Genomic DNA, 22015 nt, shown 5'->3' with positions numbered 1-22015 from the left:
GGGGCCGGGCCGGCCCCGGGCGGACCCCGGCCGGGGCTACTCGCCCGCGATGAAGCGCTCGACCGCGTCGTGCGCCTCGGAGTCGCTGTACTGCACGGGCGGCGACTTCATGAAGTAGGAGGAGGGGGCGTCGATCGGGCCGCCGATGCCGCGGTCCTTGGCGATCTTGGCCGCGCGCACCGCGTCGATGATGATCCCGGCGGAGTTGGGGGAGTCCCAGACCTCCAGCTTGTACTCCAGGTTCAGCGGCACGTCGCCGAAGGCGCGGCCCTCCAGGCGCACGTACGCCCACTTGCGGTCGTCCAGCCACGGCACGTGGTCCGAGGGGCCGATGTGCACGGCGCCCGCGTTGAGCTCGTGCGGGATCTGGGAGGTGACCGACTGGGTCTTGGAGATCTTCTTGGACTCCAGGCGCTCGCGCTCGAGCATGTTCTTGAAGTCCATGTTGCCGCCGAAGTTCAGCTGGTAGGTGCGGTCGACGATGACGCCGCGGTCCTCGAACAGCTTGGACAGCACCCGGTGGGTGATGGTGGCGCCCACCTGCGACTTGATGTCGTCGCCGATGATCGGCACCCCGGCCTCGGCGAACTTGGCCGCCCACTCGGGGTCGGAGGCGATGAACACGGGCAGGGCGTTGACGAAGGCCACGCCGGCGTCGATCGCGCACTGGGCGTAGAACTTGTCGGCCTCCTCCGACCCCACGGGGAGGTAGGAGACGAGGACGTCGGCCTTGCTGTGCTTGAGGGCGGCGACGACGTCGACGGCGTCCTCAGGGGACTCCTGGATCATCTCGCGGTAGTACTTGCCCAGCCCGTCGTAGGTGGGGCCGCGCATGACGGTGACGCCGGTGGGCGGCACGTCGCAGATCTTGACCGTGTTGTTCTCGCTGGCGACGATGGCGTCGGCCAGGTCGTGGCCGACCTTCTTGGCGTCCACGTCGAAGGCGGCGACGAACTCGATGTCGCGCACGTGGTACGGGCCGAACTGGACGTGCATCAGGCCAGGTACCCGAGAGCCGGGGTCGGCGTCCTTGTAGTAGTGCACGCCCTGGACGAGCGACGCCGCGCAATTGCCGACGCCCACGACGGCTACACGTACCGAACCCATTGGTCCTTGCTCCTTCTTGCTCGCGAACATGGATGCCACGGCGCACGACGGCACCCCCGGTTCCGTGGCCGGCGGGGGTGGCGGCGTTCCGCGTTCGTTCTCCGTAAGTGCTCAGCGGCTCGCACGGTGTTTCTGTTCCCGCCCGGACGCCGGACGGGCGATGGAACGTGTGGCTCCGACTGTTTTGTTCGTGTATGACTCTATCTTCGGTCATCTGGAGAACCGCATGTCACCCAAGGTGACACGGTCGTTCCGGATTCGCCCGTGACCCTCCGTGCCGTCGGCCCCACCTGCGCACCGCGCGCGAAATGTCACACATCCGCCCTGCCTGCGCCGTCACACCCCGCCCCTGCGCGCAGAACGGCCACCGGTGTTCGGTTTCCGCGCGTTGAGCAGTCACGACGGAGGGCGATCCGCCGCCGGTGACGGAGTGTTCTGTCGCACGGGGTACCCTCGCGCGTGGGTTGTGCTATACCGTCCCATCGCTTTAACGTGACCTGTGATTTGCGCGTGAAAGCCGGTAGAGCCCCCGACCCGGCCAGGGACGGGCGTCCACGCCGGTCGCCTCCGAAGGGACCGGAGTCCCTACGGGCCAACGACCAGGAGGATGCAGCGGCCAACGTCTTCGCGACCTGTTGAAAACCTTCGCCCCCGGCGGGGCGTCCCTTTATCAAGCCTTGAAGCACAGGCGACAGTGGCGGGGCCGGGCCACCGGCCCGACCCCGCGCCGGTCACCGCGGAACAGGTCGCGGACCACCGATCCCCCAGGGGGACCGCCCCCCGTTCCAGCAAGGAATCGTCAGGCCGACCGGCCGTGAAAGGCAATCGAGGACCACGTGAGTACCGAACGACGACGGGATGCCGGCGGCGGCCGTCGCCGGGCCGAGGGCCCGGCGAGCGGCGCCGGGGGCAACGGCGGGAGGCGGAGGGCCGACGGCCCGCCGCCCAGGGAACAACGTGCCGGAGGGCGCCGATCCCCGGAAGCGGACAACGGTTTCTGGGGGGAGGAGGAGCGCCCCAGGCGCCGCCCCCCGGCCGATGACATGGGATCCGAAGGCCGCGGCGGCCGCCGGAGGGCCGAGGGCGAGCGCCCCCGGCGCCCCGAGGGCGGCCAGCGCCGCAGGCCCCCGGAGGACGACCCGCGCGGCCGCGAGGGCGGCCGGCGCGGCGCTCCGGAGGGGCAGCGGCGCCGCCCGCCCGCCGACGGCGAGCGCCCCCGCCGCCGTCCCGAGGACGCCGAGCACGGCGCCCGGGCCGAGGGCCAGCGGCGGCGCCGTCCGCCCGAGGACGCGTCCCGCCCCGGCGGCCGGCGCCGTCCCGACGGCCCGCGCGACCCGCGCGAGCGCGAGCACGGCGCCCGCTCCGAGGGCGGCCGCCGGCGTGCGGCCATGCCGGCGGTGGCGGCCGCGGCGGATCCGGCGGAGGACGCCGGCGCCGCAGCGGCGAGGACGAGCCGGACGACCGCCCCTGGTGGAAGCGGTTCCTCGCCAAGGCGTGGAAGCCCGCGTTGGCCGCGTTCGGCCTGATGGTCATCGGCGGTGTGGCGGTGTTCGCGTTCCTGTACGCGCAGGCGCCCAACAAGGACGACCTCGAGGCCAAGTCCGACGCGGAGATGTCGGCCACCCAGATCTTCTGGGAGACCGGCGACGTCGCGGTCACCACGGGCGAGGTCCGCCGCATCGAGGTCGCGTACGAGGACATCCCGCCGGAGGTCATCGACGGCATCCTCGCCGCCGAGCAGCACACGTTCTTCGAGGACCCGGGCATCAGCATCACGGGTATCGGCCGCGCCCTGCTCTCCCGCGGCGAGGCCGGCGGCGGTTCCACCATCACCCAGCAGATGGCCCGCAACTACTACAGCAACCTCGAGGGCTACGGCACCATCGAGCGCAAGATCCGCGAGATCTTCATCTCCATCAAGCTCGGCCAGCAGATGGAGAAGGAGGAGATCCTCGAGCGCTACGTCAACACGATCTACTTCGGCCGCCAGGCCATGGGGATCGAGATGGCGGCCCGCCAGTACTTCGACAAGAGCGTGACGGAGCTCGACTCGGCCGAGGGCGCCTACCTGGGGATCATCATCCAGATGCCGTCCAACTTCGAGAACTCCGAGCTGGGGCCCTGGACCCACACGTACCTCCACGAGGAGCGCTGGCCCTACGTCCAGACCCAGCTGGCGGCCATGCACGAGGAGAACCCCGAACGCGGCCTGCCCAAGAGCGAGGCCGACGCCCTGGAGATCCCCGAGACGACCCAGTGGGGGCCCAGCGAAGGCGAGGAGGAAGAGGCCGAGGCCGAGGAGGAAGAGGCCGAGGAGGAGTTCGACCCCAAGCCCGGCTACGTCCGCGACGCCGTCGTCACCGAGCTCGTCGAGCGCTACGACCTCACCGCCGAGAACATCGCCACCCAGGGCTACAAGGTCGAGACCTCCCTCAACCCCGAGCTCATGGACGCGGCCTACAACGCGTTCGACGCCCTGCCCGGGCACCCGGAGGACACCCGCAAGGGCCTGACCGCGATCGACCCCGCCACCGGCGAGATCGTCGCCTTCCGCGGCGGTGAGGACGTGGGCGTCCAGCTCAACCAGTCCCTGGTGGAGCGCACCCAGGCGGGTTCGTCGTACAAGCCCTACGTGCTCGCCACCGCGCTCAGCCAGAACATCAGCCTCCGCACGCTGATGAACGGCGACTCGCCGCAGGAGTTCGAAGGGCTGGCCAGCCCGGTCCAGAACGCCGACCTGCAGGATCACGGCGCGGTCGACCTCGTCGAGTCCACCGCGCACTCCTACAACACCCCGTACGTGCAGCTCGCCGTCGAGGTGGGCCCGGCCGCCGTGGACCAGATGGCCGTCGCCGCCGGTGTGGACGAGGAGCAGACCACGACCTCTACCCAGGGGCCGCTGATCGCCCTGGGCACCCACCAGGTCAGCGCCATGGACCAGGCCAGCGGTTACGCGACCTTCGCCGCCGGCGGCGTGCACCGCCCGGCGCACATGGTCACCAAGGTGACCACCAGCGACGGCACCGAGCTCCAGCCCAACGACGCGGACCTGCTCGAGACCGGGACCCGCGCGATGAGCGACCAGGTCGCGGCCGACGTCACCTTCGCCCTGACCGAGGTCGTCACCAACGGCGGTGGCACCAACGCCGCGCTGCCCGACGGCCGCCCGGTCGCGGGCAAGACCGGTACCTCCTCGGGGGCCATCTCGGCCTGGTTCGTCGGCTACGTGCCCCAGCTGTCGGTGGCGGTCGGCCTCAGCCGGGCCGACGCCAACACGGGACTGGAGTTCGAGGGCATCTCCAACAACGAGGTCTTCGGTGGCAGCACCTCGGCCACCGTGTGGCGCGAGTTCATGGTCCAGGCAGTGGACATCATGGAGCTGGAGCCGCAGAACTTCCCGCCGGCCGCGAACGTGGGCACGGACCAGAACTTCGCGCCCACGCCCAGCCCGGACCCCTCGCCCTCGGAGGAGCCCAGCGAGGAGCCCAGCGAGGAACCGAGCGAGGAGCCCAGCGACGTCCCGTGCGACCCGAACAACATCGATCAGAACAACCCCAACTGCGAGGGCATCGAGCCGCCCCCCGACTGCACCTTCCCCTGGGACTGTGACGACGAGACGGGCGAACCGACTCCGCCGGACGACTGCGCGAGCCGTCCGATCACCGACCCCTGCCACACGGATGGGGAAGAGGACGACGGCGGCTGGCGTCCCGGACAGGGCCAGGGCAACAACGGCCGGGTGACCATCCTGGGCACCCGCGACGACTGACCCTTCCGGAGACCCGGAGGTGAGGGGCCGGTGCGCGTCGCGCACCGGCCCCTCCGCGCGTCCGGCGGGGTCCGCGGCCGGGGGTTCGGCCGCCGATTCCGGTCCCGTGCTGCTGGTAGCCTTGGTTCCCGTATGGCTCTGAGCCCGCGCCCCCGCCACCACGAGCGGGACACCGCGGGCTCCTGCCCTCCTGCCATGGAGATTCCATGGCCGCGACAGTCCAGAGGAGGAACGTACGCCGATGCGTCGTTACGAAATCATGGTCATCCTCGACCCCAACCTCGACGAGCGCACCGTCGCCCCGTCGCTGGAGAACTTCCTGTCCGTCGTGCGCAACGACGGCGGCTCGGTCGAGAAGGTCGACATCTGGGGCAAGCGTCGGCTCGCCTACGACATCGAGAAGAACCCCGAGGGCATCTACGCCGTGATCGACCTGACGGCCACGCCCGCCACGGTCAAGGAGCTCGACCGCCAGCTCGGCATCGCCGAGGCCGTGCTCCGCACCAAGGTCATCCGGCCCGAGGTCCACTAGCGGCCTCCCGGCCGCGGCCCCCTTCCCCGGATCGCCCGATTCCGCTGATTTCTGTCGGTGGAAGGACGGATGATCAGGGGAGCAGGCGAAACCGCCTGACCCGATCTACCCCGAACCGGAGCCCTCATGGCAGGCGAAACCCAGATCACGCTCGTCGGCAACCTGGTCGACGATCCTGAGATGCGCTTCACGGCGAGTGGAGCCGCTGTCGCCAACTTCCGCGTGGCCTCGACGCCGCGCACCTTCGACCGCGCGTCGGGGGAGTGGAAGGACGGCGAGTCCATGTTCCTCACCTGCACCGTGTGGCGGCAGTACGCGGAGAACGTCGCGGAGAGCCTCCAGCGCGGTATGCGCGTGATCGTCCAGGGGCGCCTCAAGCAGCGCTCCTACGACACCCAGCAGGGTGAGAAGCGCACCGTCTTCGAGGTCGACGTCGACGAGGTCGGCCCGGCCCTGCGCAGCGCCACCGCCAAGGTGACCAAGACGCAGCGCCAGGGCGGCGGGGGCGGCGGCTTCGGTGGGGGCGGCGGCGGTGGTTTCGGTGGCGGCCAGCCCCAGCAGGGTGGCGGCGGCTACGGGAACCAGGGCGGCGGCTTCGGCGGCGGCCAGCAGGGCAACCGCGGCGGCGGCCCCGCCAACGACGACCCGTGGGCCAACAACGGCGGCGGTGGCGGAGGCGGCGGCTTCGGCGGCGGCTTCTCCGACGACCCGCCGTTCTAGCCGAGCGTCCGCGCCGCGGCCCCGTGCCGTAGGCGCGACACCCCGACCCGGCGCCCCAGGGCGCCGAGTCACTGTTCACATGTCCTCAGACCATCCCCGGGAGGAACCCGGGGCTCTTGCGAAGGAGCACCACGATGGCGAAGCCGGCAGCGCGCAAGCCCAAGAAGAAGGTTTGCTTTTTCTGCCAGGAGAAGCAGTCCTACATCGACTACAAGGACACCACGCTTCTCCGCAAGTTCATCTCCGAGCGCGGCAAGATCCGCGCCCGCCGCGTGACGGGTAACTGCACCCAGCACCAGCGCGACGTCGCCACCGCGATCAAGAACGCGCGCGAGGTCGCCCTGCTGCCCTACACCAGCACCGCTCGCTAGCGGGGATTCTCCGAGGGAGGTTTTTGTCGTGAAGCTGATCCTGACCCACGAGGTCAACGGTCTCGGAGCCCCCGGCGATGTCGTCGAGGTGAAGAACGGCTACGGCCGCAACTACCTGCTTCCCCGCGGGTTCGCCATCCGGTGGACGCGCGGCGGCCAGAAGCAGATCGACCTGATCCAGCGCGCCCGCGCCGCGCGCGACATCCGGACCCTGGACGAGGCCAAGCAGGTCGCCGGCCAGGTCAACGCGCTCACCGTGCGCCTCAAGCAGCGCGCCGGCGAGGGTGGCCGCCTCTTCGGCTCGGTCACCCCCGCGGACATCGCCGAGGCCGTCCAGGCCTCCGGCGGCCCGCAGCTGGACAAGCGCCGCATCGAGGTCAAGACCCCGATCAAGTCGGTCGGCGCCCACAAGGTCCAGGTCCGCCTGCACCCCGAGGTCGTCGCCACGATCAAGCTGGACGTCGTCGGCGTCTGAGCCGAGGCGTTCGCGCTCGTGTGAACCGGCCCCGCACCTCCTTCGAGGCGCGGGGCCGGTCCCGTTCGGTGGCAACACGCCGGGGGTCACCGAAAGCCACCCTTTGGCTACTCTTTGTAATCTATCGTGTTCTCTGTGTCGGTGTCGCGTGACGCCCAGGACAGAGAGGACGACGGGCCGATGAACGGACGACCGGAGCACCTACCCGACCGCAGGACGGTCCTGAGGGGCACCGCACTGGCCGCCGGAGGCGTACTGCTCGGCGGGCTGGCCGGGCTCACCCCCGCCACGGGCGCGCTGGCCGCGGCCAGGCCCAAGGTGTACACCCGCACGGACTGGAAGGCCAGGGCCCCCAAGAACCGCATCGAGGTCCTGGGGAAGGGGCCGACCCACATCGTCGTGCACCACACGGCCACCGGGAACGTCTCCGACACCTCCACCGCCCACGCGGCCTCGCTGTCCCGCTCCATCCAGCGATACCACATGGACCACAACGGGTGGAGCGACACCGGGCAGCAGCTCACCATCAGCCGCGGCGGGCACATCATGGAGGGCCGCGACCGCACCCTCCAGGCCATCGGCGACGGCCACCACGTGATCGGCGCCCACACGGCCGACCACAACTCGCACACCATCGGCATCGAGAACGAGGGCACCTACAGCACGGCGACCCCGCCGGCCGCGCTCATGCGCTCCCTGGTGGACACCTGCGCCTGGCTGTGCCTGGTCTACCGGCTGGACCCGCAGGAGGCCATCGTCGGCCACCGCGACTACAACTCCACCAACTGCCCGGGGGACAAGCTCTACTCGATGCTCCCGGACCTGCGCAGGGACGTCGCCTCCCGGCTCCGGGAACAGCTCTCCCACCTGGGCCGGGTCACCGGGGTCGAGATCTCCCTGGAACAGCTGCCGACCTTCCCGGACACCCCGTCCTCGGAGCGGGTGGCCACCTTCTACCACGGTCCGGCGGTCGGCGAGCTCGACGTCTCCCTCTGACCCCGGCGCCCCGGGACTTCCGCCCCGCCGGAACTCCCGGGCAGGGCCGGGTCAGGGCCTGGACGCGCCGGTGACCAGCCAGGCCGTGCCCCGGGCCCGGTGCCCCAGGGCGACCGCACGGGCCAGGATCCAGATCCCGTAGGCGATCCACAGGGCCACGATCCCCCCGGTGGCGGACAGCCCGAGCGGCGGCACCACCAGGGCGAACGGCAGGAAGGCCAGCATCGTCCACAGGGAGGCCCAGGCCAGGTAGCGCTGGTCGCCGGCGCCCATCAGCACCCCGTCGAGCACCATGGTCACCCCGCTCAGCGGCTGCAACAGGGCCACCACGACCAGGGACGCGGTGATGAGCACGCGCACCTGCGGGTCCGAGGTGAACGGGATCCACGCCCACGGCAGGACCAGCAGCACCAGCACGGTGAAGGCCGTGCCCAGCATCACGCCCCACTCGACCATGCGGCGGGTGGCGTCCCGGGTCCCGCGGACGTCGCCCGCCCCCAGGTAGCGGCCGACGATCGCCTGCCCGGCGATCGCGATCGCGTCCATGGCGAACACCAGCAGCGCCCAGATGTTGTGCGAGACCTGGTGGGCGGCCACCGGCGCGTCGCCGAGCCGGGCCGCCACCGCCACGGTCACCAGCGCCACCACACGCATCGAGACGCTGCGCAGGAACAGCGCGAACCCGGCCGAGGCCGAGGCGCGCAGGCCCGCCGCCGACGGCGCGAGCGACACCCCCTCGCTCCGGGCGCGGCGCACCATCACCGCCACGTACCAGAACGCTCCGCCGCCCTGGGCGATCACCGTCGCCCACGCCGAACCGGCGATGCCCCAGTCCAGGACCAGCACGAACACCGCGCACAGCAGCGCGTTGCCCAGGAAGGACGCGACCGCGACGGCCAGCGGGGTGCGGGCGTCCTGGAGGCCGCGCAGCACACCGGTGCCCGCCATGACGATGAGCAGGAACGGCGTGCTCAGCAGGCTGACGCGCAGGTAGACCAGGGCGTAGGGGGCGACCTCGGGAGAGGCCCCCAGCAGGTCCACCATGGCGGGCCCGAGCGGCCAGCCGATCGCGATCGCCGCGGCGCCGAGCAGCACGGCGAGCCACAGGCCGTCGATCCCGTCCCGGATGCCCCCGGGGACGTCCCCCGCGCCGAACTTGCGGGCGACGGCCGCGGTGGTGCCGTAGGCGAGGAAGATGCAGACGGCCACCAGGGTCAGCAGCACCTGGCCGGCGATGCCCAGCCCGGCCAGGGCCGAGGTGCCCAGGGTGCCGACGATCGCGGAGTCGGTCAGCAGGAACAGGGGTTCGCTGACGAGGGCGAAGAACGTGGGGATCGCCAGGGCGAAGATCTCGCGGTCGTGGCGGTGCCGGAACGGGGCGGCGGAGAGCGGTCTGGGCATGACCGGTCCACGCTATCGGACAGGCGTTCCCCTGGGAGGGTGAAGTTGTCCACAGGCCTCCGGATACCTGTGGATAACTTGTGGAAATCGGCTCTGTGAGACATCTTGCACACCCCGTATCGAAGCGTGTTTTCGCAGGTCAACACTGGTGACAGGGGTCGTGCGCAAAGTTATCCACAGGTTATGTGCACAACGGGTCGGTGAAACCCCTGCGGACTCGGGCGAACGGGTGCTATCGAGCCTGTGGACGGCTCCGCCCGCGGCCTCCCCGGCGCGTTCGATGAGGCATCCTGGAAGGGTCGGTCCCGACCCGGGGCCGGTGGAGCACGGCCCAGGGGAGATTGTTCGTGAGCGTCGCTGAGCAGCCACCCGAAGAAGGCGGATACGAGCGCACGCCACCCCACGACATCCAGGCCGAGCAGGGCGTCCTGGGCGGCATGCTCATCTCCAAGGACGCCATCACCCAGGTCGTGGAGATCATCCGCTCCGCCGACTTCTACCGCCCGGCGCACCAGATCATCTACGACGCCATCGTCGACCTCTTCTCCCGCGGCGAGCCGGTCGACATCGTCTCCGTCAACGCCGAGCTGACCAAGCGCGGTGAGTCCGCCCGCGTCGGCGGCGCGCTCTACCTGACCACCCTCACCAACGCCATCCCCACCGCGGCGAACGCCGGCTACTACGCCAAGATCGTCTCCGACCGCGCCGTGCTGCGCCGCCTGGTCGAGGTCGGCACCCGCATCGCGCAGATCGGCTACGCGGGCGACGGCGAGGTCGACGACCTCGTCGACCACGCCCAGGCGGAGATCTACAAGGTCGCCGAGAAGCGCACCGGCGAGGACTACGTCCCCCTCGCCGACATCATGCCCGGCGCCCTGGACGAGATCGAGGCCATCTCCTCCCACGACGGCACCCTCACCGGCGTTCCCACCGGGTTCGCCGACTTCGACGCCCTCACCAACGGCCTCCACCCCGGCCAGATGATCATCATCGCCGCCCGCCCCGCCGTCGGGAAGAGCACCCTGGCTCTGGATTTCGCGCGGGCGGCGTCGATCAAGCACGACATGACCGCGGTCTTCTTCAGCCTGGAGATGGGGCGCAACGAGATCGTCATGCGCCTGCTCTCGGCGGAGGCACGGGTGCCTCTGCACACCATGCGGTCGGGCCTGATGACCGACGACGACTGGGCGCGCCTGGCCCGGCGGATGGGCGAGGTGGCCAACGCGCCCCTGTTCATCGACGACTCGCCCAACATGTCGATGATGGAGATCCGGGCCAAGTGCCGGCGGCTCAAGCAGCAGCACGACCTCAAGCTGGTCATCGTCGACTACCTCCAGCTGATGAGCTCGCCCGGCCGGGTGGAGAGCCGCCAGCAGGAGGTCTCGGAGATGTCCCGGTCGCTCAAGCTGCTGGCCAAGGAGCTGGAGGTGCCCGTGGTGGCGCTCTCCCAGCTCAACCGAGGCCCCGAACAGCGCACCGACAAACGCCCCCAGGTGTCGGACCTTCGCGAATCGGGCTGCCTCACCGCCGACACCAGGATCCTGCGGGCCGACACGGGGGCCGAGGCCACGCTCGGCGAGCTGTATGCGACAGGAGAGCGCGACATCCCGGTCTGGTCCCTGGACGAGAAACTGCGCCTGGTCCCGCGCACGATGAGCCATGTCTTCTCCAGCGGGGTCAAGAAGACCTTCCGATTGCGGCTGGCCTCGGGACGTGAGGTCAAGGCATCCGCCAATCACCCGTTCCTCGCCTTTGAGGGGTGGCGCCACCTGGAGGACCTGAGGGTCGGTGACCGGATCGCCGTCCCGCGGCATGTGCCCGCGCCGGAGGGCCCGACCGCGTGGCCCGAGGACGAGGTGGTCCTGCTCGCCCACCTGATCGGCGACGGATCGTTCGTCCGCCGCCAGCCGATCCGCTATGCCAGCGTCGACGAGGAGAACCTGTCGGTGGTCGCCGAGGCGGCCCGGCACTTCGGGATCACCGCCGTCCGGGACGAGTACGGCTCCGCGAGGGTCACCACGTTGCGGCTCCCCGCGCCGTTCCGGCTCACCCACGGCAAGCGGAACCCCATCGCCGTTTGGCTCGACGGGCTGGGGCTGTTCGGGCTCCGCAGCCATGAGAAGTTCGTGCCCGACGCGGTCTTCAAACTGCCGACGGACCAGATCGCCCTGTTCCTGCGCCACCTGTGGGCCACGGACGGGAGTGTCCACTGGAGCAAGGCGACCAACGGCACCCGCATCTACTACTCCTCCACGAGCCGGCGGCTCGTCGACGGAGTGGCCCTGCTGCTGGCCCGGCTGGGCATCATGACGAGGATCAAGCGCAGTGCCAAGAAGGGATACCGGCCCTCGTACGTTCTCGACGTCAGCGGGGTGGACCAGCAGAGGCTGTTCGCGGAGAAGGTGGGCTGCCACGGTGCCCGCGCCCTGACCCTGGCCGCCTGTGTCGAGAACATGGTCGGCCGGTCGGCCAACACCAACGTGGACACGGTCCCGAGGCAGGTTTGGGACCGGGTGCGCACCACGATCGCCGCCAGGGAGATGAGCCACCGCCGTTTCTCCTCGGAGTTGGGCGTGCAGTTCAACGGGAGTTCGATGTGGCGCCCCGCACCGAGCCGGGGCAGACTCTCCCGGATCGCCGCGGTGCTCGACGACGCCGACCTCGACCTGCTCGCCACCAACGACGTCTTCTGGGACGAGGTCGTCGCGGTCGATCCGCTGGGTGAGGAAGAGGTCTTCGACGCCACGGTCGCGGGCACGCACAACTTCATGGCCAACGGGATCAGTGTCCACAACTCCATCGAGCAGGACGCGGACATGGTGATCCTGCTGTACCGCGAGGACGTGCACGACAAGGAGTCGCCTCGGGCGGGCGAGGCGGACATCATCGTCGCCAAGCACCGCAACGGCCCCACCGCGGACGTCACCGTGGCCTTCCAGGGCCACTACAGCCGCTTCGTCGACATGGCGCCCGGATAGGCCCGGGGCGCCCGCGGCGGGGCCGGGTTCACAGGCGGACCAGCATCTTGCCGGTGTTGGCGCCCACCAGGACCCCGCGCAGGGCCTCCGGGGCCTTCTCCAGGCCGTCCAGGACGGTCTCGCGGGTGCGCAGGGTGCCGTCGAGCAGCCACGGCACCGCCTTGGCGTGGAACTCGGGGAACCGGTGCAGGTGGTTGCTCACCAGCATGCCGCGCAGGGTGACCTCCCGGGTGGCGGCCCGGTACAGGTTCGGCCCCGGGGCGGGTTCGGCGTCGTTGTAGTCGCCGACCGCGCCGATCAGCGCCACCCGGCCCCCCTGGTTCATCACCGACAGGGCGGCCTCCAGGTGGTCGCCGCCGACCGAGTCCAGGTAGACGTCGACCCCGTCGGGGGCGGCCTCGGCCAGGCGTGCGGCCAGGTCGCCGTCCCGGCGGTCGAAGGCGGCGTCGTAGCCGAACTCCTCCAGCAGCAGCCGGGTCTTGTCCGGGCCGCCCGCGGAGCCGACGACCCGGGACGCGCCCAGGTCGCGGGCGACCCGCGCGGCCACGCTCCCCACGGCCCCCGCGGCCGCCGAGACGTACACGGTGTCCCCGGGGCGGACCGGGGCGGTGTCGGTGAGCGCGAGGTGGGCGGTGAGGCCGGTGGTCCCCAGGGGGCCGAGGTAGGCGGAGGCCGGGATCCGGGTGGCGTCCAGGACCGTGACCCCGGCGGCGTCGACCAGCGAGTGCTCCCGCCAGCCCAGGAAGTGGGAGACGGTCGAGCCCACCGGGATCCCCTCGGCCCGGGAGGCGACGACCTCGCCGACCGCGCTCCCCTCCAGGGGGCGGCCGATCTCGAAGGGCGGGATGTAGGAGGGCGCGTCGTTCATCCGGCCGCGCATGTAGGGGTCGACGGACATCCAGGTGTTGCGGACCAGGACCTGGCCCGGGGCGGGCTCGGGGAGGTCGGTCTCCACCAGGGCGAAGTGCTCGGGGCCCGGCTCGGCGGTGGGGCGGGCGGCCAGGTGGATCTCGCGGGTGCGGACGGTCATGGGGTGCCTCGTTCCGGTGGGCCGGGCCTGTCCCGGCGACACCTCCGAACCTAGGGACGGGCGGCCCCGGTCCCCAGGTCCGCACGCGCCGCGTACCGGTCCTGGCGCGCCAGCGCGCGGCGCTCCTGTGCCGGGGTGTGCCCCGACCAGCGGTGGAACGCCTTGCGCAGGGCGCGGTCGTCGGAGAAGCCCAGGCGGGCGGCGACGGCCTCGGCGGTCAGTCCCGAGGACAGCAGCCGCCGGGCCCGCGCGTGGCGGGCGCGGTCGACCTCCGCGCGCCAGGTGGTCCCGTGTTCGCCGAGCCGGCGCTGGAGGGTGCGCGGGCTCGACGCCAGCCGGGCGGCGACGGCGCCCAGGGAGGGCGCCGCGTGGTCGAGTTCGGCGTCCAGGGCGGTGCGGAAGAGGTCCAGCCAGCCCGGGAGGGGGTGGGCGGCGGACAGCAGCATCCCGGCGTGGCCGCGCAGGAGCTCGGCCAGGCGCGGGTCGCCGGAGGGCAGGGGCGCGTGGGCGTCCTCGGCCCGGAACACGAGCTCGTTCACCCCGGCGTCGAACTCCAGGGCGGCGGTGCCGAAGGCGCGGGCGAGGGCGGAGCGGTCGGCGGGGGCCGGGTGGGAGAAGGCCACCCGCAGGGGGGTGAGGTCGGTGCGGGTGGCCTCGCGGGCCCGGCGCAGGTAGTAGGCGAGGACGTACTCGTGGACGGCGGCGGTGGTGCGGGGGTCCCCCGCGCTGGAGTGGTAGCGCACCGCGAGGTCGTCGCCCCGGGTGTGCACGGCGAGCTCCTTCTCGGAGGCGGTGACGACCTGGTGGTAGGGGGCGCTGTGGGTGAGGGCGTCGGTGAGGGTGGTGCCGTTGACGATCAGGTAGTCCCAGGCGGGGAGGGAGCCCAGGGCCGCGGTGTCGGCGACGTGGGTTCCGGCCCGGCCGGGCGGGAGGGCGTGGGAGAGGTGCTCCCACAGGCGGATCAGGGAGGGCAGGGGGGCGCGGGCGGCCTCGTCGGCGGTGGCGGCGGACCCGGTCTCGGCGCGGACGAGGTGCTCGGGAACGCCCGCGGTGCGCGCGGCCTCGCCGAGCAGCAGGAGGAGGGGGATGGAAACGGTCCCGTCGAGCATGGGGCCAGCTTATGCTTAGGGTGGTCGGGCTTTTCGGACACCGTGTCGGGGGTGTGCCGGTGTCCGACACACCCCCCTGTTTCGGTCAGTGGATTTAGCCATTTATGGTCAAGCCAATTTGTCGACAAAGCGACTTCACCGATCACGGGGTGTCAGCGGTGATCATCCCCTCCCGCATCTCCAGTCTCCGCCCCCGGAACCTCGCGCGCATGGTGCGGTCGTGGGTGACGATCACCAGGGCTCCGGTGTAGCGCTCCAGCGCCGCCTCCAGTTCCTCCACGAGACCGGGGGAGAGGTGGTTGGTCGGCTCGTCCAGGAGCAGCAGGTCGTAGACCCCCGAGGTCAATCCGGCCACTTCGATCCGGCGGCGCTGGCCGACCGAAAGTGACTCCACGGGCTGGTCCATCTCCCGCGCCCGGAACAGCCCCAGCGAGGCCAGCTCGTCCCGGTACTCCTCGGCCGGGCCCGGCCGCCCGGCCGCGTAGGCCTGGAGCACGGTCCGGCCCGGGACGACCGCCCCGTCCTCCTGGCGGAGGTGGCCGATCCGCCCGTGCCGCAGCACCTCGCCGGCGTCGGGCGCCAGCTCCCCGGCGATGACCCGCAGCAGCGTGCTCTTGCCCGCCCCGTTGGGGCCGGTGACCATGATCCGCTCGCCCGGGGCGACGGTCAGCGCCGGAACGTCGAGCCGGTGCCCCACGCGCACCCCCGCCAGCTCCACCGGCGGCACGGGGCCGCCGTCGGCGGCGGTGAACGACGCGGTCATCTCCAGGGGGACCGGCGGCGGCGCGACAGGGTTCCCGACCAGCCGCTCCGCCCGCTCCTTGGCCTGCCGGATCCGGCTCATCGCGCCGTGGGCGCGCGAGCGCATCCGGAAGTTCCCGTGACCGAAGGCCGCCTTGTCCACCATGCGCGGGATGGCCTGGAGCGCGGCGACGTTGTTCTCGGCCAGCCGGCGCTGCCGGGCCAGCTCCTCCTTCCACTCCTCGTACTCGCGGATCCACCGGACCCGGGCCGCGGCCCGGGCCCGCAGGAACCCGTCGTACCCGTTGCCGTACCGGTGGACCCGGTGCAGCTCGTGGTCCACCTCCAGGACGGTGTCGGTGATCCGGGCCAGGAAGGCCCGGTCGTGGGTGACGGCGACGACGGTGCCCCGGTGGGTGCGCAGCCGCTGCTCCAGCCAGGCGGCCGCGCTGTCGTCGAGGTCGTTGGTGGGCTCGTCGAGCAGCAGCAGCTCGGGGTCGGCGGCCAGCACCGCGGCCAGGGCCAGCCGCGAGCGCTCCCCGCCGGAGAGCGTGCGCAGCGGGCGGTCGCGGTCCAGGCCAGGCAGGCCCAGGCCGTGCAGCCCGGCGTCGACCCGGACGTCGGCCTCGTAGCCGCCCCGCGCCTCGAACTCGGACAGCAGGTCGCCATAGGCGGCCAGCTCCTCGGGCCCGGCGGTGCCGAGCGACGCCTCGGACCGGTGCAGGCGGGCCTCCATCTCCCGCAGGTCGGCCAGGGCGTGGTCGACCGCGTCGCCGACGGTGCCGGTCATGACGCCGACCCGCTCCAGGGTCTGGGGCAGGTATCCGACGCCTCCGGGGGCGGCGACGAGGACCTCGCCGTTGTCGGGCCCCTCCTCCCCGGCCAGCAGCCGGAGCAGGGTGCTCTTGCCGGATCCGTTGTCACCGATGACGCCGACCCGTTCGCCGGGGGCGATGGTCAGATCCACTCCGTCCAGGACGGTGTGGTCGCCGTAGTGCTTGGCGACCCCGGTGAGGGTGATCTGGGAGCGGATGCGTGTCGCGGCGCGCATGTGCGTTCCTCCTCGGCTGGTCTCGGCGGCGGACAGGGCGGGGCGTGGCGGGGCGGTGCGCAAGGATGCGCCTCCTCGGGTGGTCTCGGTGTCGGGGAGTGCGGGTCGGGACGGTGCGGTACGCATGCGCGCGCCTCCTCGTGCGGTCTCGGCGGCGGGGGCTGCGGGTCGGACTCGTGGGGTGCGCAGGGGTGTGCCTCTCTGCTGCGGTGGGGCCGGTGGAGCGGGCCGCGGGCCGTCGGAGGGCGTTCCGCCGTGCGGGCACCCGGAGAGCGGACGCGCGGGGAGCGCGGGCTCGGGGTGCGGGAACGACGAAGAGGCCGTACCGGATCGACCGCGGGACGGCGGCGCCGGTGGAGCCGCGCGGGCCCGCCGGGGTGCGGCGGGTGCGCGTCGTGCTCTGACACGGGCGTCGGACGCGGGATCACAGGAAGGATTACAGCCTCATGTGCAAGACGGTACGTCTCGTTTCTTTGAGAGTCAAGGGGGAATCTTGTGAGACGCGGATCACTCTCGGTGGGCGCCTTTGGGGATGGCTGAAACAGCGATATTGCTTCAAGCCGATAAGTCGACAAGGCGAGGGATCGCCGGGGCCGGCCCGGCCCCGGGAACGGCGAAGGGCCGCCCCGCTGTGCGGGACGGCCCTTCGGACTCGCTCTCTCGCGTCCGGTGCGAACACCGGTCGCCCCCTGTCCGGCGCTGCCGGAAGGGGGCGGGCGTCGTTGATGCCCTGCTACAGCCAGCGGGCCTCGGGACGGGTGCGGCCGGTCTCGTCGGCGACCAGCACCCAGTGCATGATCGGGTGCCCGGAGCTGATGGCGTCGGCGTCCTCGCGCGGCCGGGGAACGCTCACGGCGTCCGGCGCGAGGCCGGACATGCGGAGGGTCTCTTCGGCGGAACGCGTGCGTCGACGGGCGTCGACGGAGCGAGTCGGGTGCGGTGCACGGTCTGTCCTGCGCGCCATGGTGCCCTCCTCGTTTCCGTATCAGATGACCCTAGTTAACCCTATGTTCACCTTTGGGTCAATTCATTTTCCGTGGGGGCTCCGTCACAAGGGATCCTCCCGCCGTCATCGTGTATCGAAACGCGCTGGTGGCAGGCGTTCTTTGCGAGGGCTCCCGGGAGGGCGCGGGAGGGCTCCGCGCCAAGGTGAACGAGAGGTGAACGAGAGGGGAACCGGGCAACCCTGCGGGGGTTCGCGGGGCGGGGCCGGAGCGGCCGGGAACGCGGGGGAAAACAAGAAGCACCCGTCCTGTGGACGGGTGCCCTGTCGGACTGCGCGCCGGGCTACTCCTTGAAGATGAGCCCCACGACCTCCAGGTACAGCTGCTCCGGGTACGGGATGAAGTCGATCCTGCTCAGGGCCTGGTCCTGACCGGCGGACTCCATCACGAAGGTCCCGTATCCGAGGAACCGGCCCAGCAGGCTGCGCTCGAACCTCATGTCGGTGACCTTGCCCAGCGGCATCATGTTGACCTGCCGGGTGATCAGCCCCGTCGTCAGCAGCAGGCGCGCGGAGGTGATGACGAAGTAGTCGACCGACCACTCCGCGACCTGCCACACGAACCACACCAACACCAGCAGCCACAGCCACCAGATGATGGCCAGGGCGGCCGGGGTGTCCGCGATCTGCGTATTGCTGAGGATCCCGGCCACGATCAGGGCACCCAGGACCGCGCCCACCGGTCCGATCAGGACCGCGGGATGCCTCCGGATGGTGACCACGTCCTGCTCGTGCGGGAGCAGGTAGCGGTTGACCGACGCCGGGGCGCTGTTACTCGACGCTACGAGGCGCATGGCACCCGACCATCCCCACTACGGCAGCAGTGCGTTGACGAAGCGCGACATCGACTCGGCGCCGCCCATCAGTCCCCCGAGTGCGCTCTGGATCACGCCCGCCGCGCTTTCGGGCTGCGTGAGCAGATAAAACGCCACGAAAAAGATGAGAGCGTAGCCGCCCCATTTCTTCAACTTCGCCACGACCGACTCCCCTTGGAATCCACCTGACCCACCGACCCAGCAGCGATTGTCGCATTGGGGGTCCTGCCCGTAAAGCCTGGGGCGCACCCTCGGCGTGGCGGTATGTCGGACCTTCCTTGCTTGCGGGCTGTGTCCGGTTCCGGTGCGGTTGTGCACCAGGTGACACGGGGGCCGAAAATCGGCCGCCTACCGGTGCAGGTCAGGAGGTTTAGGTTGGCATTTCTGGCAAAGCCGGACGGGATGGCCAGGTCCGAAACCCCTCGTGAGTGTCGGCCGGCCCGAAAACCGGTCTCCGTGCAGCGCGGATTTCCCCCGAAGGCGGAGAGGGGTGTCAGCGCTGTTCCGCGAACGCCAGGGCGAGCACCTGGAGGTGCTGCCGGGCGATCCGCTCGACGAGGTCCGGAGTGGCGCTGCCGGTGACCTCTTCGGCCCCGTGCCGGGCCGCGTCCACGCACCGGGTCACGGTGGACTCGTGGTGCACGCCGGAGAACTCCGACGAGAGGAGGTCCACCACGGAGGCGAAGCGCTGGTCGGTGGTCGTGGGGGCGGAGGTGGTCTCGGGCATCTCTCTCCTTGAGGGCTCGGGAGACGGATGGCTCAGCGTGCGCGCACGGGGGCGTTGCGTAGTCGCCCGGGGGTCACCTGAGGGCCGCGCCCGAGGGGGCGAGGCGTTCGGTTTCGGGTGGACTACGTCCTGGGGTGGTTTCGGGCCGTGGGGGTTCCTGGTTACGGGCGACCAAGAACCATGATCACTGCTGTCGGTTACGTTCCCGTCTCAAAATGAATTCGGATAATGCGGTTCGGTGTGTCGCCCTTGGGTGCGGCCCGCCCTGCGGCCTCACGGCCTGGGGCGATGGCGGGTCGTAGCAGCACTGTGCCCCGTTTTCGGCCATTCATTCATCCGGATCTGAAAACAGCCGAAAAAGCGCCCGACCGGAGGACCGGTCGGGCGCTCGGGACGGAGGAGTCAGGCGCAGCCGTACAGCCGGTCGCCCGCGTCGCCCAGCCCCGGAAGGATGAAGCCGTTCTCGTTGAGCCGCTCGTCCACCGCCGCCGTCACCACGCGCAGCGTCGCGCCGTGGTCCGCCGCCAGGGTTTCGGTCAGCTTCTGCTCCACCGCGACCAGGCCCTCGGGGGCGGCCAGCAGGCAGATCGCCGTGATGTGGTCGGCGCCCCGGTCCACCAGCAGCTTGAGCGCGGCGGCCAGGGTGCCGCCGGTGGCCAGCATCGGGTCGAGCACATAGCACTGGCGGCCCGACAGGTCCTGCGGCAGCCGGTCGGCGTACGTCGCGGGCTGCAGGGTCTCCTCGTCGCGGGCCATCCCCAGGAAGCCGACCTCGGCGGTGGGAAGCAGGCGCGTCATCCCGTCGAGCATGCCCAGCCCGGCGCGCAGGATCGGCACCACCAGGGGGGTGGGCCGGCTCAGCTGCGCCCCCGTGGTCTCCACCAGAGGCGTCTCGATGGTGACCTCCGTCACGCGGACGTCCCGGGTCGCCTCGTAGGCGAGCAGGGTCACCAGCTCGTCGGTCAGGCGCCGGAAGGTCGGGGAGTCGGTCCGCACGTCGCGCAGGGTGGTCAGTTTGTGCGCGACCAAGGGGTGGTCGACGACCAGGGTTTCCAAGGTGGTCTCCGGGTGAGCTGGGATGACGGGACGGTGGCCGGGGAGCTGAGCCAGGCAGAGTCTAACCGTGCGCACCCACCCGGAAGGGTGCGCGAACAGGCCCGCCGGACCCCCGCGGAAGCCCCCGGTGGGACCGCGCCCCCCGAAGTCGTGAGAGCGTTGTCGGACTGAAGCGGACAAGGGCCACAGCGGGCGCGGAGTGATCGTTACCATGTCACTCGCACGGGCGATCCGGGGTTCCTTCGTCCGGACTGATGGCACCGGCCGGGTTGGGGTGACGATGACAGTGCTCGATCATGATGACGACTCGGGCGACTTCGCGGCCGTGGCGTTCCGGGAAGAGGAGTACTGGGAGGTCGACCTCCTGCCGGTCGCCCTGGTGCACGACCTCAAGGGACTGATCCACGCCCTGCGCCAGCAACCCAGTATCAGCGGGACCATCGGTCTGGTCTCGGTGGGCGACGACTTCTTCATCCTCGTGCGCGTGTACGGCGGGGAGGTGTCCCTGTTCCTGTCCGACGTGACCGCGTCCGTCGACTGGCAGGTGGCGCGGGACGTCCTCGACCACCTGGACATCGACCAGCCCGACGACGATGATCTCGACCAGGTCCTGCCCGCGGGGGACCTGTCGATCGTCGCGGACCTGGGTCTGGACGAGATGGAGCTGGGCGCGCTGGCCGGCGATCTCGACCTGTACCCGGACGAGGTGCTGGCCAGCATCTCCGAACGCCTCGGATTCGCGCAGGCCTTCCAGCGTGTCCTCGACGCGATGGGGTAAGGGACCCCACGAAGTACAGCCCGGAGAGCTAGGAGAGCACGCGGTGTCGACCTTCGCAGCCGTCTTCGCACCCGACGGCGGGACGTGGCGGGGAACCGAGCTCGAACTCGGCGAGGTGGACGTCGTCGACGACGTCACCGAACTGACGCTCGACTTCGCCACGGACACGGGTGCCCCGTCCGCCGTCCTCCTCGTGGAGGTCGACGACGAGTGGTTCGCCATCGTGCGCGCCTACGAGGACGGGGAGCCCCGGGTGTACCTGTCCGACGCCCGTGCCGTGGAGGAGTACCCGCTGGCCGAGGTGCTGGCCGAGGCCGGCACGCTGGTGGGCGCGGGCGCCCCCGACACCTCCCGGGGCGCGGCCCCGGGGGGCGACGCCGGGCTGCTGGAGGACTTCGGGGTCCCGGCCGACGAGCTGCGCTCGCTGTCCGTCGGCAGCGGCGTCCTGCCCAGCGACGTCCTGGCGGTCGTGGCCGACCGTGCCGGGTTCGGCGAACTCCTGGACGGCATGCGCCTGTGAACACGGCCCTGGACGCCGCGCTGCGCGCGGCCCTGGCCGAGGCCGAACTGGCCCTGGCCACGGGGGACGTCCCGGTGGGCGCGGTGGTGCTCGACCCCGGCGGCGAGGTGATCGGCCGCGGGCACAACGAGCGCGAGGCCACCGGGGACCCGACCGGGCACGCCGAGATCCTGGCCCTGCGCGCCGCCGCCCGACACCGCGGCGAGTGGCGCCTGTCCGGCTGCACGCTGGCGGTCACCCTGGAACCCTGCGTCATGTGCGCGGGCGCCACGGTGCTGTCCCGGGTGGACCGGCTGGTGTACGGCGCCCGCGACCCCAAGGCGGGCGCCGCGGGATCGCTGTGGGACCTGGTCCGCGACCCGCGCCTGAACCACCGGCCCGAGGTGATCCCGTCCGACCTGGTGGGCGAGGACGTCGCCGCCGCCTGCTCCGACCTGCTCACCCGGTTCTTCGCGCGGCGCCGGGGGTAACCGGTTTTCCGCACCCTCTCCGATCCGGTAGAGTTACCCGCGGTGGAGTCGCCTAGTGGCCGATGGCGCCCGCCTCGAAAGCGGGTAAGGGGCAACCCTTCGAGGGTTCAAATCCCTCCTCCACCGCTCAGAGCCGGTGTTCACGCAGGTGAGCGTCAGGCCGGTAGAGGTAGCGAGGGCCGGTTGATCCGGGCCGGTGCACGTACGTGCACACGGTCGGAGAGGCCGGCCTTTCGCGTGTCCGGGGCCCGGTGCGGCGTCCGCGGCCTCCGCACGACTTTTCCGGGCACCCTCCTCTGTGACCGGTGGCGAACCGTTCGGGCCGGCCTCACTCCCACCAGTGCGGGGATGTCCGAGCGCCTCTAG

The 22015-nt window shown here is 71.3% G+C and carries 21 protein-coding genes and 1 tRNA gene; 12 read left to right on the top strand and 10 right to left on the bottom strand.

From position 1 onward, the window contains the following. Nucleotides 1-36: 36 nt before the first annotated feature. Nucleotides 37-1107, bottom strand: a complete 1071-nt coding sequence (locus tag K1J57_RS08960; RefSeq protein WP_220563980.1) for an inositol-3-phosphate synthase — start codon at nucleotides 1105-1107, stop codon at nucleotides 37-39. Between the two features lie 1043 nt (nucleotides 1108-2150). Between K1J57_RS08960 and K1J57_RS08955 the strand changes: the two genes are divergently transcribed. From K1J57_RS08955 to K1J57_RS08925, 7 genes are all read left to right on the top strand, one after another. Continuing rightward, nucleotides 2151-2633: a hypothetical protein gene (locus K1J57_RS08955; protein WP_220563979.1), complete on the top strand. Its 483-nt coding sequence runs from the start codon at nucleotides 2151-2153 to the stop codon at nucleotides 2631-2633. Further along, nucleotides 2615-4876 (top strand): transglycosylase domain-containing protein, encoded by a 2262-nt coding sequence (locus tag K1J57_RS08950; RefSeq protein WP_255646922.1) that lies wholly within the window; start codon nucleotides 2615-2617, stop codon nucleotides 4874-4876. Before K1J57_RS08955 ends, K1J57_RS08950 begins: the two co-directional genes overlap by 19 nt. 241 nt (nucleotides 4877-5117) lie before the next feature. After that, nucleotides 5118-5408 carry a 30S ribosomal protein S6 gene (rpsF, locus tag K1J57_RS08945; RefSeq protein ID WP_220563978.1) on the top strand — a complete coding sequence of 97 codons (291 nt, stop codon included), beginning with the start codon at nucleotides 5118-5120 and terminating at the stop codon, nucleotides 5406-5408. Nucleotides 5409-5534: 126 nt separating this feature from the next. Then, the gene (locus K1J57_RS08940) at nucleotides 5535-6128 is read left to right on the top strand and encodes a single-stranded DNA-binding protein (RefSeq protein WP_220563977.1); all 594 of its coding nucleotides are present in this window, start codon (nucleotides 5535-5537) and stop codon (nucleotides 6126-6128) included. A 134-nt stretch (nucleotides 6129-6262) separates the two neighbouring features. Further along, nucleotides 6263-6499: a 30S ribosomal protein S18 gene (gene rpsR, locus K1J57_RS08935; protein ID WP_073381321.1), complete on the top strand. Its 237-nt coding sequence runs from the start codon at nucleotides 6263-6265 to the stop codon at nucleotides 6497-6499. A gap of 28 nt (nucleotides 6500-6527) precedes the next feature. After that, complete coding sequence (gene rplI, locus K1J57_RS08930) at nucleotides 6528-6974, top strand: 50S ribosomal protein L9 (RefSeq protein WP_220563976.1); 447 nt, start codon at nucleotides 6528-6530, stop codon at nucleotides 6972-6974. A gap of 180 nt (nucleotides 6975-7154) precedes the next feature. Next, nucleotides 7155-7970, top strand: a complete 816-nt coding sequence (locus tag K1J57_RS08925) for a peptidoglycan recognition family protein (RefSeq protein ID WP_220563975.1) — start codon at nucleotides 7155-7157, stop codon at nucleotides 7968-7970. Nucleotides 7971-8021: 51 nt separating this feature from the next. On the opposite strand, the gene K1J57_RS08920 is transcribed toward K1J57_RS08925, so the two are convergent. Next, a complete protein-coding gene (locus K1J57_RS08920) occupies nucleotides 8022-9371 on the bottom strand; it encodes an MATE family efflux transporter (RefSeq protein WP_220563974.1) in 1350 nt (449 codons plus the stop codon). Nucleotides 9372-9718: 347 nt separating this feature from the next. On the opposite strand from K1J57_RS08920, the gene K1J57_RS08915 reads away from it, so the two are divergent. Then, a complete protein-coding gene (locus tag K1J57_RS08915) occupies nucleotides 9719-12349 on the top strand; it encodes a replicative DNA helicase (protein WP_220563973.1) in 2631 nt (876 codons plus the stop codon). Between the two features lie 28 nt (nucleotides 12350-12377). Here K1J57_RS08915 and K1J57_RS08910 read toward each other — a convergent pair whose 3' ends face one another. From K1J57_RS08910 to upp, 8 genes are all read right to left on the bottom strand, one after another. Further along, on the bottom strand, nucleotides 12378-13379 hold the full coding sequence (locus tag K1J57_RS08910) for an NADP-dependent oxidoreductase (protein ID WP_220563972.1): 1002 nt from the start codon (nucleotides 13377-13379) through the stop codon (nucleotides 12378-12380). A gap of 50 nt (nucleotides 13380-13429) precedes the next feature. Continuing rightward, complete coding sequence (locus tag K1J57_RS08905) at nucleotides 13430-14488, bottom strand: AraC family transcriptional regulator (RefSeq protein WP_220563971.1); 1059 nt, start codon at nucleotides 14486-14488, stop codon at nucleotides 13430-13432. Nucleotides 14489-14630: 142 nt separating this feature from the next. Next, a complete protein-coding gene (abc-f, locus tag K1J57_RS08900) occupies nucleotides 14631-16280 on the bottom strand; it encodes a ribosomal protection-like ABC-F family protein (RefSeq protein WP_220563970.1) in 1650 nt (549 codons plus the stop codon). Between the two features lie 733 nt (nucleotides 16281-17013). After that, nucleotides 17014-17244 carry a hypothetical protein gene (locus K1J57_RS08895; protein WP_220563969.1) on the bottom strand — a complete coding sequence of 77 codons (231 nt, stop codon included), beginning with the start codon at nucleotides 17242-17244 and terminating at the stop codon, nucleotides 17014-17016. Between the two features lie 323 nt (nucleotides 17245-17567). Next, nucleotides 17568-18077 (bottom strand): PH domain-containing protein, encoded by a 510-nt coding sequence (locus tag K1J57_RS08890; protein ID WP_220563968.1) that lies wholly within the window; start codon nucleotides 18075-18077, stop codon nucleotides 17568-17570. A gap of 18 nt (nucleotides 18078-18095) precedes the next feature. Further along, nucleotides 18096-18260 (bottom strand): hypothetical protein, encoded by a 165-nt coding sequence (locus tag K1J57_RS08885; RefSeq protein WP_211715575.1) that lies wholly within the window; start codon nucleotides 18258-18260, stop codon nucleotides 18096-18098. A 331-nt stretch (nucleotides 18261-18591) separates the two neighbouring features. Further along, entirely contained in the window at nucleotides 18592-18825 is a 234-nt protein-coding gene (locus K1J57_RS08880; RefSeq protein ID WP_220563967.1) for a hypothetical protein, read from the bottom strand. 402 nt (nucleotides 18826-19227) lie between these two features. Then, the gene (gene upp, locus K1J57_RS08875) at nucleotides 19228-19881 is read right to left on the bottom strand and encodes a uracil phosphoribosyltransferase (protein WP_220563966.1); all 654 of its coding nucleotides are present in this window, start codon (nucleotides 19879-19881) and stop codon (nucleotides 19228-19230) included. A 280-nt stretch (nucleotides 19882-20161) separates the two neighbouring features. Between upp and K1J57_RS08870 the strand changes: the two genes are divergently transcribed. The 4 genes from K1J57_RS08870 (at nucleotide 20162) to K1J57_RS08855 (ending at nucleotide 21775) form a co-directional block, all read left to right on the top strand. Next, on the top strand, nucleotides 20162-20659 hold the full coding sequence (locus tag K1J57_RS08870; protein ID WP_220563965.1) for a tRNA adenosine deaminase-associated protein: 498 nt from the start codon (nucleotides 20162-20164) through the stop codon (nucleotides 20657-20659). Nucleotides 20660-20702: 43 nt separating this feature from the next. Further along, on the top strand, nucleotides 20703-21179 hold the full coding sequence (locus K1J57_RS08865) for a tRNA adenosine deaminase-associated protein (protein WP_220563964.1): 477 nt from the start codon (nucleotides 20703-20705) through the stop codon (nucleotides 21177-21179). Further along, entirely contained in the window at nucleotides 21176-21649 is a 474-nt protein-coding gene (locus K1J57_RS08860) for a nucleoside deaminase (protein WP_255646920.1), read from the top strand. The genes K1J57_RS08865 and K1J57_RS08860 overlap by 4 nt, the downstream gene beginning before the upstream one ends. A 41-nt stretch (nucleotides 21650-21690) precedes the next feature. After that, nucleotides 21691-21775, top strand: a tRNA-Ser gene (locus tag K1J57_RS08855). The last annotated feature ends 240 nt before the right edge of the window (nucleotides 21776-22015 follow it).

Origin of the sequence: Nocardiopsis sp. MT53 (genome assembly GCF_019598965.1) — a bacterium.
Classification (GTDB): Bacteria; Actinomycetota; Actinomycetes; order Streptosporangiales; family Streptosporangiaceae; genus Nocardiopsis; species Nocardiopsis changdeensis.
The sequence above is the reverse complement of the archived record's forward strand: the minus strand, read 5'-3'. Positions and strand labels throughout refer to the sequence as shown.